This is a genomic window from Nocardioides litoris, assembly GCF_006346315.1.
In the GTDB taxonomy this organism is placed as follows: Bacteria; Actinomycetota; Actinomycetes; order Propionibacteriales; family Nocardioidaceae; genus Nocardioides; species Nocardioides litoris.
Window position 1 is genome coordinate 190,704 of the sequence record NZ_VDMR01000001.1, and the last position, 14,593, is coordinate 205,296.

Genomic DNA, 14,593 nt, shown 5'->3' on the forward strand with positions numbered 1-14,593 from the left:
GCCCGGCGTCAGGTCCCGCAGTAGGTCGTGTAGTCGCCGAACGAGTCGGGGGCGGGCTCGGCGTAGCGCTCCATCCCGGCCGGGGTCGACCCGTCGACGTCGTACGGCGACGTCACGGCGGCGAGCAGGGGGCCGAGCGGGCCGAGGTCGCCGGCCGTGGCCGCGTCGAGCGCCTCCTGCACCAGGTGGTTGCGGGGGATGCGCACCGGGTTGGTGCGCCGCATCAGGTCCACGTCGGGACCGAGGGCCTGCCAGCGCGCGTGCCAGGCGTCGTGTGCCGCCAAGTCGAGCACGAGGTCGCGGGCGCGACCGTCGGCGAGCGCGACGAGGAACGACGTGAGGTCGACCCGGTCGGCGCGCATGAGGTCGGTCAGCCCGGCCACGACGGCCTTGACCTCCTCGGACCCGCCGGCACCGTCGGCCCCGAGCCCGAGCTTGCGGGCCCAGCCGTCGTCCCAGGCCTCGGCGTACGCCGTGCGGAAGGTGCCCAGCGAGGCGGTCGCGAGCTCGATGGCCGCGGCCTCGTCGACGCCGTCGCCCTCGACCAGGGGGAGCAGGGCCTCGGCGAGGCGCGCGAGGTCCCACTCGGCGATGGCGGGCTGGTTGCCGTAGGCGTAGCGGCCGCCCTCGTCGATCGAGCTGAACGACGCCGCGACGTCGAACACGTCGAGGAAGGCGCAGGGCCCGTAGTCGATGGTCTCGCCGGAGATCGTCACGTTGTCGGTGTTCATCACGCCGTGCACGAACCCCAGCTGCATCCAGGCCGCGACCAGCCGGGCCTGGGCGGCGGCGACCGCCTCGAGCAGCGCGAGCGCCGGCCGGTCGGCCTTGGCGGCGTCGGGGTGGTGCCGGTCGATGGCGTGGTCGAGCAGCCGCTGCAGCACGCCGGGCGACCGGTCGCCGGAGTGCTGCGCCTCGAGCGCCCGGGCGTACTGGAACGAGCCGACCCGGAGGTGGCTGCTGGCCACCCGCACCAGCAGCGCGCCGGGCAGCGGCACCTCGCGCTGCACCTCGCGACCGGTGGCGACCACGGCCAGCGACCGCGTCGTCGGGACGCCCAGGGCGTGCATCGCCTCGCTGACGACGTGCTCCCGCAGCATCGGCCCGACGGCGGCCCGGCCGTCGCCGCCCCGGGCGAACGGCGTGCGGCCCGAGCCCTTGAGGTGCAGGTCGCGGCGCCGGCCCTCGCGGTCGGTGAGCTCGCCCAGCAGCAGCGCCCGGCCGTCGCCGAGGCGCGGGCTCCAGCCGCCGAACTGGTGGCCGGCGTACCCCTGCGCGACGGGGCGCGCGCCCTCGGGCACGAGACCCCCGACGAGGAAGCGCAGCCCGTCGGGCGAGCGCAGCCAGTCGACGTCGAGGCCGAGCTCGGCGGCCAGCGGCTCGTTGAGCACGAGCAGCTGCGGCGCGGCGACCTCCTCGGCCTGCCAGGGGAGCGCGAGCTCCGGCAGCTCGTCGGCGAACCGGTGGCCGAGTGTCGGGAGACCCATGTCTCCGAGGCTACGACCGACCCCGACGGCCGGCCGGCCACTGCCCGCCGGCGCGGGCGCTCTCGGCGTCCATGGCCCGATCGGACCATGCCCGGCCGACCCGATCGGACACAAGTTGCCAGCTCCTGGGCCCGGGGTCGCGGGGAACCCTGGGCAAGGACGCTCCGGGTCCCTAGCGTGGGGGACACGCCGATCGCACCCCCCACCGACGTCGTACCGAACGGAACCCCCGTTGAGCCAGAGCACCCTGCAGGCGGTCGCCCCCCACCGCCACGAGCCCTCCAGCGAGCACCCGGCGCCGCGCCTGCGCGCGCCCCTGCCGGCCGCCGACCAGCACCTGGTCCGCCGGTTCACCTGGGGCCACTCCGTCGACCTGGTCAACCAGGTGCGCGCCGCCGGCAGCGGCCGGGCCTGGCTCGAGCGCCAGCTCGCCCCCGACACCGTCGCCGACCCCTGGGGCACCGCCATCGACGGCTGGTTCCCGCTGCTGCGCCGTACGCCGGAGCAGCTGTTCGCCGCCCAGCGCGACGGCGCGCTCGGCCCGTGGGACGTCGAGGCCGACCTCGGCCGCTGGACCACTGCCCGCCGGGTCCACAGCACTCGGCAGGTCGAGGAGGTGGTGGTCGCGGTCTGGTCGGAGCTGTTCGACGTCTCCGGCCACCCCGACGCGACGCCGTGGCGGGTCGACCACGACCGGGTCCTGCGCCGGCACGCCCTGGGCCGCTTCAGCGACCTGCTGCACGCCGCCGCCACCCACCCGGCCTCCCGACTCGCCCTGGGCGACGGCCTGGGCCGGGCGGTCCTCGAGCGCTGGACCGCCGGGCCCGGCGCGGGCTGGACCGTGGCCGACGCCGGCGCGGTCGCCCGGGTGCTGGCCGGCTACCGGGCCACGACGTGGTGGCCCGGCTTCCGGGCCTGGTACGACAAGGCGTCGTACGACGCCGCGCCGGTGCGCGTGCTCGGCTTCCGGCACGAGGGCGGGACCGCCGACGGCCGCGCGGTGGCGCGCGCCTGCCTCGACCACCTCGCCGCCCACCCGACCACCGCGCGTCGGCTGGCCGACCTGCTGTGCCGCCGGTTTGTCTCCGAGAGCCCCAGCCCGTCGATCGTCGAGGCGGTGCTGCGGGCCTACCTGCGCCACGGCACCTCGATCCGCCACGCGATCCGCGCGATGGTCTCCCACCCCGACTTCGAGGCGGCCGCGCTGCGCCAGGAGCGCTGCCCGGGGGAGGACTGGGTGGCCACGGTCCGCGCGCTCGGCCTGCGGATGAGGCGTCCCACCGACCACGACAGCCTGGCCAGCGTCGCCCACCGCGCGAGCCTCGCCGGCCGCTCGCCCCACGAGGTCCACCACGACCTCGCCGGCCGCTGGTGGGCGGCCCACGACGTCTCGCTGCCCGCCGAGGCCACGCTGCTGCCGGCCGCGATGCCCTGCCCGCTGCAGGACCTCGTCGACCACCTCGCCCTGCGCCTGGTCGGCCAGCGCCCCGGGCTCGCGGTCAGCCGCGACGTCGCGGCCGCCCTCGGCTGGTCGCTCGACCGCACCGTGACCCGCGCCGAGGTGCTCGGCGAGTCCTGGCGGCTGCGGCTGCTGCAGGCCGCCCTGCTCGACTCCCCGCTGCACCGCCTGCGCTGAGACCTCCCGGCGGTGCCGGGGTCGGTCACATGTGGGTGCCGCCGTCGATGCGGATCTCGGTGCCGGTGACGTAGCGACCGTCGTCGCTGACCAGCATGGCCACGACGCCGGCCACGTCGTCGGGCCCGCCGAACGTGCCACGCCCCAGCACGGGCATCAGCTTGGCGAACTTGTCCCAGTCGACGTCGGCCGGCAGGTTGGCCGGCGTCTGCCCGGTGATGGGGGTCTCGACGCCCCCGGGCACGACGCTCACCGCGCGCAGCCCGCGGTCGGCGTACTCCAGGGCGAGGGCGTGGGTGAACGACATGATCGCGCCCTTGCTGGCCGAGTACGCCGCCATGTAGGGGTGGGCGAAGAAGGCCGAGGTCGAGCTGAAGTTGACCACCACGCCGCCGTGCGGCGACTCCAGCAGCGCGGGCAGCGCCTCGCGGGTCACCAGGAACGTGCCGGTGAGGTTGACGGTGAGGATCCGGTTCCACCGCTCGAGCGTGGTGGCGTGGGTGTGGTCGCCGTAGTGGATCGCTGCGGCGTTGACCAGCGCGTCGAGCCGCCCGTGCGCGGCCACGGCCGCGCCGACGGCCTCGACCACGGACCCCTCGTCGGCGATGTCGACCGGCGCCGTCCGCACCCGTCCGCCGTACGCCGCCGCGTCGGCCGCGGCCTCGGCGGCCAGCGACTCCAGCGACGCGGGCACCACGTCGAGCGCGGTCACCGCGGCGCCCTCGGCGGCCAGGCGGAGGGCGGTGGCGCGGCCGATGCCGGAGCCCGCGCCCGTGACGACGGCCGCGCGGCCGGCCAGGCGGTCGGTGAGGGTGTGCACGGCCCCCAGCATGGCGGGTCTCGTGGACGCGAGACAGGACTTCGTCCTTCCTCGACCACCGTGTGGTCGGGCCGTGTCGTCGGGCCCCGCGGTGGTCGAGGAAGGCGCCCCGGCGCCTGTCTCGAGACCACCCGCCCGCAGCCTCGTGCCAGGCTCGACCCATGACGACCTCGCGCCGCCTGCCCCGCCGGCACGACCTCGCGCCGCTCCTCCGGTTCCGCGAGCCGGTGCTCTCGGCCAAGCGCCGCCGCCTCGAGCGAGCGCTGACCATCGACGACCTGCGCACGGCCGCCCGCCGTCGTACGCCGCGGGCCGCGTTCGACTACACCGACGGCGCGGCCGACGGCGAGGTGTCGCTGGCCCGGGCCCGGCAGGCGTTCGCCGACCTGGAGTTCCGGCCGGCGGTGCTGCGCGACGTCTCGAGGGTCGACACCTCGGTCGAGGTGCTGGGGCAGCGGTCGGCGCTGCCGTTCGGGATCGCGCCGACCGGGTTCACCCGGATGATGCACACCGAGGGCGAGGTGGCCGGGGCGACGGCCGCGACCGCGGCGGGCATCCCGTTCGCGCTGTCGACGATGGGGACGACGTCGATCGAGGACGTCGCGGCGGCCGACCCGGGTGGGCGGCACTGGTTCCAGCTGTACATGTGGAAGGACCGCGACCGCTCGATGGCGCTGGTCGACCGGGCCGCGCGGGCGGGCTTCGACACCCTCCTCGTCACCGTCGACGTGCCGGTGGCCGGCGCCCGGCTGCGCGACGTGCGCAACGGCATGACGATCCCGCCGACCATCACCGCCCGGACCGTGCTCGACGCGCTGCCCCGGCCGGCGTGGTGGTTCGACCTGCTCACCACCGAGCCGCTCGCCTTCGCCAGCCTCGACTCCTGGCCGGGCACGGTGGCCGAGCTGCTGGACACGATGTTCGACCCCACCGTCACCTACGACGACCTGGCGTGGATCCGACGCCAGTGGCCGGGCCGGGTGGTGGTCAAGGGCGTGCAGACGGTCGCCGACGCCTGCCGCCTCGCCGAGGCCGGGGTCGACGCGGTGCTGCTGTCCAACCACGGCGGCCGCCAGCTCGACCGCGCGCCGGTGCCGTTCCACGTGCTGCCCGACGTGGTGCGCGAGGTCGGCGACGATGTGGAGGTCTGGCTCGACACCGGCATCACCTCCGGGCAGGACATCGTGGCCGCGATCGCCCACGGCGCCCGCTTCACCCTCGTCGGCCGGGCCTACCTCTACGGCCTCATGGCCGGCGGCCGCGATGGCGTCGACCGGGCCGTCGAGATCCTCCGCGGCCAGCTCGAGCGCACGATGCGGCTGCTCGGCGTCACCTCGCTGGCCGAGCTGACCCCCGACCACGTGGTCCGGCTGGACCGAGCCGGAGGCTGAGCTCCGCGTGGCCGGCCGGCGGCCGCGCGGGGTGGGGTGAGCCAGCGACCGTCCTCGGCACGGGATGCGTCGCCAGGTCACCGCTGCCGGGGGCCGGGCCGGGGGGAGGGGTGAGCCAGCGACCGTCTGGTGGGTGCGAAGGGTCGCCACGTCACCGCCGCCCCGGGTCAGGCGATGAGGTCGTCCCAGCCCCGGGCCAGGTAGTCCAGGAACGCCGGGCCGACGGCCTCCTCGTCGGCCAGCACGGCCCGCGGCACCGGCCGCGGCCGCACGACGAAGGCGGGGTCGGCGATCGCCCGGGCCGCGAAGTCGTGGTGCAGGATCGCGCCGGTGCCGACGGTGACCACGTCGGCGCCGCGCTCGAGGCACCAGGCGGCGTCCTCGGTCGAGACCACGCCGCCGGCCACGCCGAGCAGCGCGCCGTGGCGCGGCAGGTCGGTGAACCGGTCGATGAGCAGGCCGTCCTCGCCGGGGGTGCGCGGCGCCATCCGCACGTCCCACAGCGACATGTCCAGGGCGTCGACCAGGCCGGACGCGAGCACCTGCCGCGCGGTCTCGCGGCCCTCGTCGAGGGTGATGCCGCTGCCCTCCGGGGTCAGCCGCAGCGCCAGCTGGAAGTCGTCGCTCGTGCGCTCGCGGATGCCGCGCAGCACCTCGAGCAGGAACCGGGTGCGGTGCTCGAACGACCCGCCCCACCCGTCGTCGCGGCGGTTGTGGCGCCCGTCGAGGAACTGCCCGACCAGGTACCCGTGCGCGCCGTGCACCTGCGCGCCGTCGAACCCGGCCCGCTCGGCCCGCACCGCCGCGGACACGAAGTCCTCCACCGACTGCTCGACCTCCGCGGTGGTCATGGCCACCGCGCCCTTGTCGGGGTCGTCCCACGGGCACTGGTTGGGTCGGCCGTTCAGGGTCGCGTCGGAGCGCCGGCCGCCGTGGTGCAGCTGCACCGAGGAGCGGGTGCCGGTCGCGCGCAGGCTCTCGGCGAGCCGGGTCAGCCCGGGCAGGTGCTCGTCGGAGGCGATGCCCAGCTGGCCGCCCCACGCCCGGCCCGCCGGGGCGACGTACGTCGCGCAGGTCATGGTCAGGCCGAACCCGCCGCGCCCGCGGGCCACCAACCAGTCGTGCTCGTCGTCGGACAGCGTGCCGTCGGGGTGGCTCTGGGTGTTGGTGAGCGGGGCCAGCGAGAAGCGGTTGGGCCAGGCGGGGCCGTGCGGGAGGGTCAGCGGGTCGGCGAGCGAGGTCACCGCTCCATCGTGCCGGAGGCCGGGTCGCGCACGAGCAGCGCGTCGAGCTCGATGGCGCGCAGCGTGGGCGGGTCGAACGAGACCGGGGTCAGCCCGGCCAGCGCCCAGCCCGCGGCGGCGAGCTCGGCCAGGTGCTCGGTCATCGTCGGTACGCCGTCGTAGATCGGCACGAGCGCGACCTCGGTCAGCACCGCGACGACCGGCCCACCCGCCCGCACGAGGTCGCCCGCGCCCCGGAACGCCTCGAGGTCGTGGCCCTGCGTGTCGAGCTTGAGCAGCACGCGCCGCGCCGGCGGGTCGCCGGCGACGTCGGCCCACGCGCCGTCGAGGCGGCGCACCACCACCGTCTCCGACCGGGTCCGGCCCATCACGTCCTTCCACGCCCGGCCGAAGTCCGATGCCGGGCGCAGCGACCCCAGCTCGGTCTGCTCGTCGACCGCGTGCAGCTCGGCCTCCGCGTCGGCCGACCCGAGGGCCCACGGCCGCACGTCCCAGGCGGGGTCGGCCGCGGCCGCGTCCTCGAGCGCGGCCCGGGGCCCGGCGGCGGGCTCGAAGGAGACCACGCGACCGGCGTACCCGAGGTCGCGCAGCGCCCGACCGAACTGCCCCTGGTTGGCGCCGACGTCGAGCACCAGGTCGACCTCGAGCGCGTCGAGCAGCCAGGCCAGGTGGGCGTCGCGCGCCTCCTCCGACAGCCGGCGTTGGCGGCGCAGCGGGTCCTCGCTCATGGGAGCAGCATCCACGGTCGGCCGTCGCGCCGCAGGGGTGAGGCCGGCTGCGGTAGACCGGACGGGACGCCCGTCCTCACCGACCCCCGCAGGAGGCACCCCGTGCAGACCGTCTACACCGCCAGCGCCACCGCCGACGGCGACGGCCGCTCCGGCCACGTCCGCAGCAGCGACGGCCTGGTCGACACCGACCTCGCCGTGCCCACCGAGATGGGCGGCCCAGGCGGCGCGACCAACCCCGAGCAGCTCTTCGCCGCCGGGTACGCCGCCTGCTTCCTCTCCGCGCTCAAGGGCAGCAAGAAGGAGCACGGCGTCGACATCCGCGACGCCGCCGTGACCGCCGAGGTCGGCATCGGCCCGCGCGACGAGGGCGGCTACGGCCTCGCCGTCGTGCTGCGCGTCGAGCTCGGCGGCGTGAGCAAGGCCGACGCCGAGCGCGCCGTCGAGACCGCCCATAGCGTCTGCCCCTACAGCAACGCCACCCGCGGCAACGTCGAGGTGCGCCTCGAGGTCGAAGTCGCCTGACCGCACGCCCTGGCTCGACCCCGTCGTGGGACGAGCGACGCCCCCGCCGGGAGACCCGGCGGGGGCGTCGTGCTCGGTGGGCAGGGGCGGGGTCGAACCGCCGACCTATCACTTTTCAGGCGATCGCTCGTACCAACTGAGCTACCTGCCCGCGAACGGGGAGCAGACTACCCGAGGCCGCGGGCACCCCGAAACCGAGGTCGTCAGGGGCGCGCGTCGCGCTCGGCGACCCGCCGGTCGAGGACCGAGCGCACCCGGTCGGCGGTGAACGGGTCCTCCGGGCCCAGGTCGGGGTGAAGAACCCAGCCGACGCCGCCGAACCCGTCGACCAGGTCGCCGCCCGGCGCGGTCGGGACCCGCAGGCACGCGTCGTGGATGAGGTCGAGGACGCCGATGCCGAGGCTCTCGGGCCGCCGGCCCGACAGCAGCACCGACACCCCGTGCTCGGCGCCGGTCATCACCAGGCGGTGCACCACGACGACCGAGGACTCGTCGAGCGCGCCCGGTACGTCGGGGAGCAGGACGAGCCGGCCGGGCCGGTGCTGCGGGGGCAGGTCGTGCAGCGACCCGGCCTCGCGGGCCATGGCGACCATGCCGAGGTGCTCGGCCTGCTCCTGCAGCAGTCGGGAGGCCTCGGCGGGATCGGTGGCAGGTGGGGCCGAGAGGGGCAGGTGACCGAGCTGCGCCCGGCCGCCGATGTCGACCACCGTCAGGTGCGGGGCGCGGGGGAGGCCCACGGCGATCCGGGTGGCGAGGGCCGCCATCATCCGGGCCGCGGTGACCTCGCCGCCCTGCTCGGTGTCGATCCACACCGGCGGGAGCAGGGGCAGGGTCCGGACCATCGGCAGCCGGAAGTGCGGCGCCGCCTCGGGCGACAGCTCGCCGACCCGCACCGCCCACGTGGGCTCGGCGTCGGGGCCCTGGTGGCGCGGCTCGGTCCAGCCCGGCGCGTCCCACGGCGCCAGGGCCGGCGGCAGCGCACGGGTCATCGCGTCGACCTCGGCCCGCAGCTGGGCCAGGTCGGCGTCGTACCGCTCGCGGGCCTGGCCGAGCAGCTCGTCGCGACGGCGGGCCGCCTCGGCCCGGGCGGCGTCGGCGGCCGGGCCCTGGCGCATCCGCGGGTCGCCGACGAGCACCTCGAGGTCCTGCTCGAGCCGCCGCTCGGCGTAGGCGCGGGAGGACTCGAACGCGGCCGTCGTGCGCGAGGCGTCGTCGAGGATCATCCGCACCTGGCGCACCGGGTCGTCGAGGACGGGCGGCCCGGCGGAGGGTGCTGGCGTCGCGGCCGGCGTGGCGGGCGGCGGCGGGGGCGGGGGCGGGGGCGGCGGGGGCGCCGCCGAGGTCGGTGCGGTAGCGCCGTACGCCGCGGCGAGGGCGGGCAGGCCGCCGACGTACCCCTGGGCGAGCGCGCGGACCTTCCAGCCTCCCCCGCGGCGGTAGACCTCGACCATGACCAGCGCCCGCTCGGTCGTCAGGGCCGCCGGCGTGACCTCGTGCGCCACGGCGCCGTCGGCCGTGAGCAGCTGGGCGGTCGGGGCGGAGGTGAAGTCGGCGGCCACGACCACGACCCGCGTGACCGCGGGCTCGACGTCGGCGAGCAGCACGGTCACGCCCTCGACCGGCCCGGCGAGGTGCTCGACCCCGCCGCGCGCCGGGGTGTCGGCCCCGACCCAGGGAGCGGGGTCGACGGCCCGGCCGTCGGCGCCGAGGAGCAGCGCGGAGACGCGGCAGCCCGCGACGTACGCCGTGACGCGCGGCTCCGGCCAGGGCCGGTTCTCGCCGCTGCGCAGCGCGGGCACGAGACGGTGCTACTTGCCGACGTAGGGGCCGAGCTGCTTCATCGCGTCGATCGGCGTCTTGGCCTGGATGCCGTCACCGATGGCGGTGAACTTCCACGCCCCGCCCTCGCGAGCGATCTTGGCCAGGATCATGCCCGTGAAGGGCATGCCGCCGGCGAGCGTGTAGCGCAGCAGCTCGCCGTCCTGGTGGTCGACCAGGCGCACGAAGGCGTTCTGCACCTGCTCGAAGGTCTGGCCCTGGTAGCTGGTCACCACGAAGAACACCGTGTCGACGTGCACCGGCACCCGGGTCAGGTCGACCGCGACGACCTCGTCGTCGCCGTCGCCCTGGCCGGTGAGGTTGTCCCCCATGTGCTGGATGGACCCGTCCTTGGTGGTCAGGTTGTTGTAGAACGCGATGTCGGCCGGCTGCCCGCCCGCGAACAGCACCGCGGCGGCGTCGAGGTCGATGTCGACCTCGCGGCTGCCGAAGAACCCGCCCTTCTTGACCGGGTCCCAGCCCAGGCCCATGCGGACCATCGTGAGCTTCTGGTTGCCGTCCTTGACCAGGCTGACGCTCTGCCCCTTGGTCAGGCTGACCGGACGGCCCTTGGTCAGGTTGACCCCGCCCCCCGAGGCGGCGGGAGCGGCGGGGGCGGCGGGGGCAGCCGGCGGCGGGGGCGGCGTCGGCGTGCCCTGGGTGGGGGCCGGCGGCGGGGGCGGCGTGGGGGTCGACGGCGGCGTCGGCGGCTGGCTCGCGTACGTCGGCGCGGGCGGCGGCGGGGGAGGGGCGCTGCTCTGGGTGGGGGCCGGCGGCGGGGGCGCGGCGGCGGGAGCCGCAGGCGCGGTCGGGGCGGCGGGCGCGGCGGAAGCGGCGGGCGCGGCCGAGGCGGGCTCGTCGGTGGCGTCGATGCCGTGGTCCTGGAGCAGCGCGACCAGCCCACCGGCGTACCCCTGGCCGACGGCACGGACCTTCCACGCGCCCTGGCGGCGGTAGAGCTCCAGCGGCATCACGATGATCTCGGACGACAGGTCGGTCATGGCGAACTCGACGAGCGGCGTGCCCGAGGCGTCGGCGACCCTGGCCACGGGCTGGCCGACCTGGCCGAACGTCTTGCCGCCGTCGTCGATCGAGGTCACCAGCCGGACGATCTCGACGTCGGCCGGCACCGCGGCGAGGTCGACCACGACCTGCCAGCCGCTGCCGCCGGCCGGCGGCCGGCAGGTGACGCCGGGTCCGTCGGGGGCGTTGTAGAAGACGAAGTCGGACTCGCTGCGGACCTTGCCGCCCGGGGCGAGGAGGAGCGCGGACAGGTCGGCGTTGGCCCCCACCTCGACCGTCACGGTCACCTGGGTGGCGTCGAGGGGGGCGTTGGTGCCCTTGGTCAGCTGCTTCATCGCTCGGGTGGTCTCCGCTGGCTGGGGGGTCGGGTGCCCCGAACCTACCGACCGCCCGCCCGACCCGCGAGCGGCCAAGCGCCACTACACTCCCTCCCGTTGTCCTGCCCCCATCGTCTAGCGGCCCAGGACCCCGCCCTTTCACGGCGGTAGCACGGGTTCGAATCCCGTTGGGGGTGCCAGACCTCCTGTGCGGGCCGGGGCCCCCATCGTCTAGCGGGCAGGCCACCAGCGACCCCGCCCTTTCACGGCGGTAGCACGGGTTCGAATCCCGTTGGGGGTGCCAGACCTCCTGTGCGGGCCGGGGCCCCCATCGTCTAGCGGGCAGGCCACCAGCGACCCCGCCCTTTCACGGCGGTAGCACGGGTTCGAATCCCGTTGGGGGTGCTGGTCGGAGTACCGATTGGTCCGCTCGGCCCGCCGTGCGTTACTGTTCCACCGCTCCTCCGGGAGCGCCCAGCAACACCTGAGCACCACACCTGGCCCCGTAGCGCAGTTGGTTAGCGCGCCGCCCTGTCACGGCGGAGGCCGCGGGTTCGAGTCCCGTCGGGGTCGCACTTCCTCTCCTCACGCAACGCCCCGGACCACTGGTCCGGGGCGTTCTGCGTCCCCGGGGCGCCCCGAGCGCACAGGCCGTCTGCCAGCGCCTGCCAGCCGGCCGCAACCAAGCGGCCAGCGCGTGCGTCTTTCCTCCTGGTGGCAACCCCCATCGACGACCACCCAGAAGGAACTGCCATGAACGCCCTGACCTCCCGCACGACCCGCCGTGCTCTCGCCACCGTCGTCACCGCGGCCGCTCTCACCGGCACCGGTGCCGCCCTCGTCCCCGACGCCGCGCACGCCGCGACCACCACCCGCATCACCGTGGCGGCCTCTGACACCTCGGTGTCCTCCGGTGAGCAGCTCCGCCTGTCCGGCACGCTCTCCGAGCCGGGCATCGTCACGGTCCAGAGCCGCTCCGGCTCGACCTGGACCACGCTTCGCGGCGCGGTCGTGCACACCCGCCGCGACGGCGGCTACTCCGTCCGCGTCGTGCTCGGCCGCACCGGCTCCCGCGTCCTGCGGGTGCTCGGCAACCCCGACGCCGCCGGCTTCGCCACCAGCACGGCCAAGGTGACCGTCCGCGTCCCTGACGACCGACCCCCGCCGCGTGCCCGACGGCTCACCCCCTGCCCTGGGGCCGTCGGGCACGATGGCGTCGTGCCGATGGAGATGGACCGCGCCGCCTTCGAGGACCTCGTCGACCGCGCCCTCGACACGATCCCCGACGAGCTCGCGCAGCACGTGCGCAACGTCGTGGTGCTGGTCGAGGACGTGCCGCCCGACGGCGAGCCCCGCGACCTCCTCGGGCTGTACGACGGCGTCGCGCTGACCGAGCGCAGCTACCTCGACCCCGGCGGGCTGCCCGACCGCATCTTCGTCTTCCGGCTGCCCCTGCTCGACTACTGCGACGACGAGGCGCAGCTGGAGGAGGAGGTCCGGATCACGGTCGTCCACGAGGTCGCCCACCACTTCGGCATCGACGACGACCGCCTCCACGACCTCGGCTACGCCTGACCGACCCACCAGCCGAGCGAGGCGGCCGCCAGCGCCCCGAGCACCGTGGCCGCGGCGTACGTCGCCCCGCGGCGGGGTCCACGCTCAGCGGCCTGCACCGCGAACGACGAGTACGTCGTCAGCCCCCCGCAGAACCCCACCCCGAGCAGGGCCAGCACGTCGCCGCGCACGGCGGCGCCGGCCAGGAGCCCCAGCACGAACGAGCCGACCAGGTTGACCAGCAGGGTGCCGGCCGCCACCGTCCGTCCGGGCGCGTCGAGCCGGGTGGCCACCACGAACCGCAGCGCCGCGCCCACGCCCCCGCCGAGGGCCACGAGCAGCGGCGTCACCCGAGGTCCTCCTCCGGGACCTGCCGGCGGGTGGCCGCAGCGCCCAGCAGCACGGCGACCCAGCAGGCCGCGAGCGTGCCGAGCAGGTAGGCGAGCGCCGTGCCGGTGGAGCCGCCGGCCAGCAAGGCCCGCCCCTCCTCGGCGTACGCCGACAGCGTGGTGAACCCGCCGAGCACGCCCGGCCCGAGGGCGACCGCCCACGCGCGCGACCCTCGGGCCAGGGCCAGGGCCGGCAGCAGGGCCAGCAGCAGCGAGCCGGTGACGTTGATGGCGAAGGTCGTCCACGGGAAGCCGTCGGCGGCCGGCGCGAGCTCGCCGGCCGACCAGCGCAGCACCGCCCCCACCGCCCCGCCGGCGGCCGCGCACGCGACCAGGCGTGGGCGGGGCGTCACGAGACGATCGAGCGCCGCTCGACCGCCGACGGCACGGACTGTCCGGCCTGCGGGGCCGAGGGCTCGCGCCACGCCCGGGGCGGGTCGCCCTCGGCCTGGCGGACCAGCTCACCGAGGAACCAGGACTGGAAGGCCACCTGCCGCGGGGTGCGGGCCAGGGCCAGCATCCGCTCCTCGCGCGCGAAGGCGTCGGTCAGGTCGAGCAGCTCGACGAGCCGGGCCACGTCACGGGCGTCGGAGCGCGCCATCACGACGTCGAGGTCGGTGGTGGAGCGGCCCTCGGCGGCCGCGCGGTCGACCGTCCGGCGCACGCCGTCGTGGGTGAAGGGACGGCCGAGCTGGTGGAAGACCTCGGCGAGGTCGCGGGCGAGGGGGTAGTCGTCCTCGTTGGCCAGGGCCAGCAGCCGGACCTCGCGGCGCAGCTCGCGGAAGTGGTTGTGGAAGGAGATGTAGTCGCGGGTGGGGGTGCCGAGCAGGTGCAGCTCGACCGGGTCGACCGGCAGCTCGCCGGTCGTGACGCCGAGGTCGGGGGCGCCGGTGATGACGCCCTCGCTGCCGAGGTCGGAGAAGTCGGGGGCCGGGGTGAACCACACCGTCTTGCCGTCGGGCTCGATCTCCGCACCCCAGGCGTCGGCCGCGCGGGCGACGATGCTCAGGCCGCGCCCGAAGGTGAGCAGCATGTCCTCGACCCCGTCGAGGTCGAGGTCGTCGAGGTCGTCGAGCCCGAGCAGGTCGTGGGAGTCGTCGTCGGCCGCGCTGCCCACGGAGTGGCCGGGCAGGTCGGGCAGGGCGGGCGGCTCGACCGAACCGTCGCTCACCTCGACGCGCGGGTGCTCGCGGGTGCCGCGGACGCGCACCTGGATCGGCGGAGCACCGTGCAGCAGGGCGTTGGTGACCACCTCGGAGACCGCCATCTCCGCGCACTCCACGAGGTCGTCGCGGTCGATGTCGTGGAAGGTGTCGGTCACCCACTTGCGTGCGTCCTGCACCCCGCGCGCGCCGCTGCCCAGCGACAGCGCGGGCTTGCTGAGCGGCACGGGTGTCTCCGGGGTTCGGGCGGGTCGGGTGCGGGCGGTGCGGGCGGTGCTGGCGGTGCTGGTGGAGCGCGGGCCTGCGTGGGGTCAGGGGCTCGGCGGACGGTGCGTGGGGCACCGGTGAAGATGTGGCAACCCGTGCTGGATACCCGGGAACCCCGGGGGCAAACCAGGACGGTTGAACTTTCTCCCACCCCGTGCATGTGATGGAGCAGACGCGCGCAGGGATGGGGTGCCGCGTCGCCCACCGCGGGACGATAGGACCAGCAGCAGC

The 14,593-nt window shown here is 75.9% G+C and carries 13 protein-coding genes and 5 tRNA genes; 8 read left to right on the forward strand and 10 right to left on the reverse strand.

All coding sequences use genetic code 11. The annotated features are described in order from the left end of the window. Nucleotides 1-8 precede the first annotated feature (8 nt). Nucleotides 9-1,487: a protein adenylyltransferase SelO gene (locus FJQ57_RS00960; protein ID WP_139977389.1), complete on the reverse strand. Its 1,479-nt coding sequence runs from the start codon at nucleotides 1,485-1,487 to the stop codon at nucleotides 9-11. Between the two features lie 232 nt (nucleotides 1,488-1,719). Between FJQ57_RS00960 and FJQ57_RS00965 the strand changes: the two genes are divergently transcribed. Further along, nucleotides 1,720-3,123 (forward strand): DUF1800 family protein, encoded by a 1,404-nt coding sequence (locus FJQ57_RS00965; RefSeq protein ID WP_170219212.1) that lies wholly within the window; start codon nucleotides 1,720-1,722, stop codon nucleotides 3,121-3,123. 25 nt (nucleotides 3,124-3,148) lie between these two features. Here the strand turns inward: FJQ57_RS00965 and FJQ57_RS00970 are convergent, their stop codons facing one another. Continuing rightward, nucleotides 3,149-3,943, reverse strand: coding sequence for an SDR family NAD(P)-dependent oxidoreductase (locus tag FJQ57_RS00970; RefSeq protein WP_246081529.1), 795 nt, complete (start codon nucleotides 3,941-3,943; stop codon nucleotides 3,149-3,151). 161 nt (nucleotides 3,944-4,104) lie between these two features. On the opposite strand from FJQ57_RS00970, the gene FJQ57_RS00975 reads away from it, so the two are divergent. Further along, nucleotides 4,105-5,334, forward strand: a complete 1,230-nt coding sequence (locus FJQ57_RS00975; RefSeq protein WP_139977392.1) for an alpha-hydroxy acid oxidase — start codon at nucleotides 4,105-4,107, stop codon at nucleotides 5,332-5,334. 167 nt (nucleotides 5,335-5,501) lie between these two features. Here FJQ57_RS00975 and FJQ57_RS00980 read toward each other — a convergent pair whose 3' ends face one another. Both FJQ57_RS00980 and FJQ57_RS00985 read right to left on the reverse strand, forming a co-directional pair. Further along, complete coding sequence (locus FJQ57_RS00980; RefSeq protein WP_139977393.1) at nucleotides 5,502-6,578, reverse strand: NADH:flavin oxidoreductase; 1,077 nt, start codon at nucleotides 6,576-6,578, stop codon at nucleotides 5,502-5,504. Then, complete coding sequence (locus tag FJQ57_RS00985; protein WP_139977394.1) at nucleotides 6,575-7,306, reverse strand: FkbM family methyltransferase; 732 nt, start codon at nucleotides 7,304-7,306, stop codon at nucleotides 6,575-6,577. The genes FJQ57_RS00980 and FJQ57_RS00985 overlap by 4 nt, the downstream gene beginning before the upstream one ends. Before the next feature lie 102 nt (nucleotides 7,307-7,408). On the opposite strand from FJQ57_RS00985, the gene FJQ57_RS00990 reads away from it, so the two are divergent. Further along, nucleotides 7,409-7,831 (forward strand): organic hydroperoxide resistance protein, encoded by a 423-nt coding sequence (locus tag FJQ57_RS00990; RefSeq protein WP_139977395.1) that lies wholly within the window; start codon nucleotides 7,409-7,411, stop codon nucleotides 7,829-7,831. A 77-nt stretch (nucleotides 7,832-7,908) separates the two neighbouring features. Here FJQ57_RS00990 and FJQ57_RS00995 read toward each other — a convergent pair. The 3 genes from FJQ57_RS00995 to FJQ57_RS01005 all read right to left on the reverse strand — a co-directional run bounded on the left by FJQ57_RS00995 (nucleotide 7,909) and on the right by FJQ57_RS01005 (nucleotide 11,007). Beyond that, nucleotides 7,909-7,982 (reverse strand) — tRNA-Phe (locus FJQ57_RS00995). Nucleotides 7,983-8,034: 52 nt separating this feature from the next. Beyond that, nucleotides 8,035-9,630, reverse strand: coding sequence for a TerD family protein (locus tag FJQ57_RS01000; RefSeq protein WP_139977396.1), 1,596 nt, complete (start codon nucleotides 9,628-9,630; stop codon nucleotides 8,035-8,037). 9 nt (nucleotides 9,631-9,639) lie between these two features. Then, nucleotides 9,640-11,007 carry a TerD family protein gene (locus FJQ57_RS01005; RefSeq protein ID WP_139977397.1) on the reverse strand — a complete coding sequence of 456 codons (1,368 nt, stop codon included), beginning with the start codon at nucleotides 11,005-11,007 and terminating at the stop codon, nucleotides 9,640-9,642. 106 nt (nucleotides 11,008-11,113) lie between these two features. Between FJQ57_RS01005 and FJQ57_RS01010 the strand changes: the two genes are divergently transcribed. The 5 genes from FJQ57_RS01010 (at nucleotide 11,114) to FJQ57_RS23700 (ending at nucleotide 12,564) form a co-directional block, all read left to right on the forward strand. Beyond that, nucleotides 11,114-11,189: transfer RNA gene (locus FJQ57_RS01010), tRNA-Glu, on the forward strand. Nucleotides 11,190-11,209: 20 nt separating this feature from the next. After that, a tRNA-Glu gene (locus FJQ57_RS01015) sits at nucleotides 11,210-11,293 on the forward strand. Nucleotides 11,294-11,313: 20 nt separating this feature from the next. Beyond that, nucleotides 11,314-11,394, forward strand: a tRNA-Glu gene (locus FJQ57_RS01020). A gap of 94 nt (nucleotides 11,395-11,488) precedes the next feature. After that, nucleotides 11,489-11,562: transfer RNA gene (locus FJQ57_RS01025), tRNA-Asp, on the forward strand. Between the two features lie 180 nt (nucleotides 11,563-11,742). Then, on the forward strand, nucleotides 11,743-12,564 hold the full coding sequence (locus FJQ57_RS23700; protein WP_342775348.1) for a metallopeptidase family protein: 822 nt from the start codon (nucleotides 11,743-11,745) through the stop codon (nucleotides 12,562-12,564). Here FJQ57_RS23700 and FJQ57_RS01035 read toward each other — a convergent pair. The 3 genes from FJQ57_RS01035 to FJQ57_RS01045 are packed head-to-tail and all read right to left on the reverse strand — an operon-like array spanning nucleotide 12,555 to nucleotide 14,322. Further along, nucleotides 12,555-12,893 (reverse strand): fluoride efflux transporter FluC, encoded by a 339-nt coding sequence (locus FJQ57_RS01035; RefSeq protein WP_139977398.1) that lies wholly within the window; start codon nucleotides 12,891-12,893, stop codon nucleotides 12,555-12,557. The two genes, FJQ57_RS23700 and FJQ57_RS01035, sit on opposite strands and share 10 nt — an antisense overlap. Continuing rightward, nucleotides 12,890-13,285 carry a fluoride efflux transporter FluC gene (locus FJQ57_RS01040; protein ID WP_211348711.1) on the reverse strand — a complete coding sequence of 132 codons (396 nt, stop codon included), beginning with the start codon at nucleotides 13,283-13,285 and terminating at the stop codon, nucleotides 12,890-12,892. Before FJQ57_RS01040 ends, FJQ57_RS01035 begins: the two co-directional genes overlap by 4 nt. Beyond that, the gene (locus FJQ57_RS01045) at nucleotides 13,282-14,322 is read right to left on the reverse strand and encodes an ATP-binding protein (RefSeq protein ID WP_211348712.1); all 1,041 of its coding nucleotides are present in this window, start codon (nucleotides 14,320-14,322) and stop codon (nucleotides 13,282-13,284) included. Before FJQ57_RS01045 ends, FJQ57_RS01040 begins: the two co-directional genes overlap by 4 nt. Between the last annotated feature and the right edge of the window lie 271 nt (nucleotides 14,323-14,593).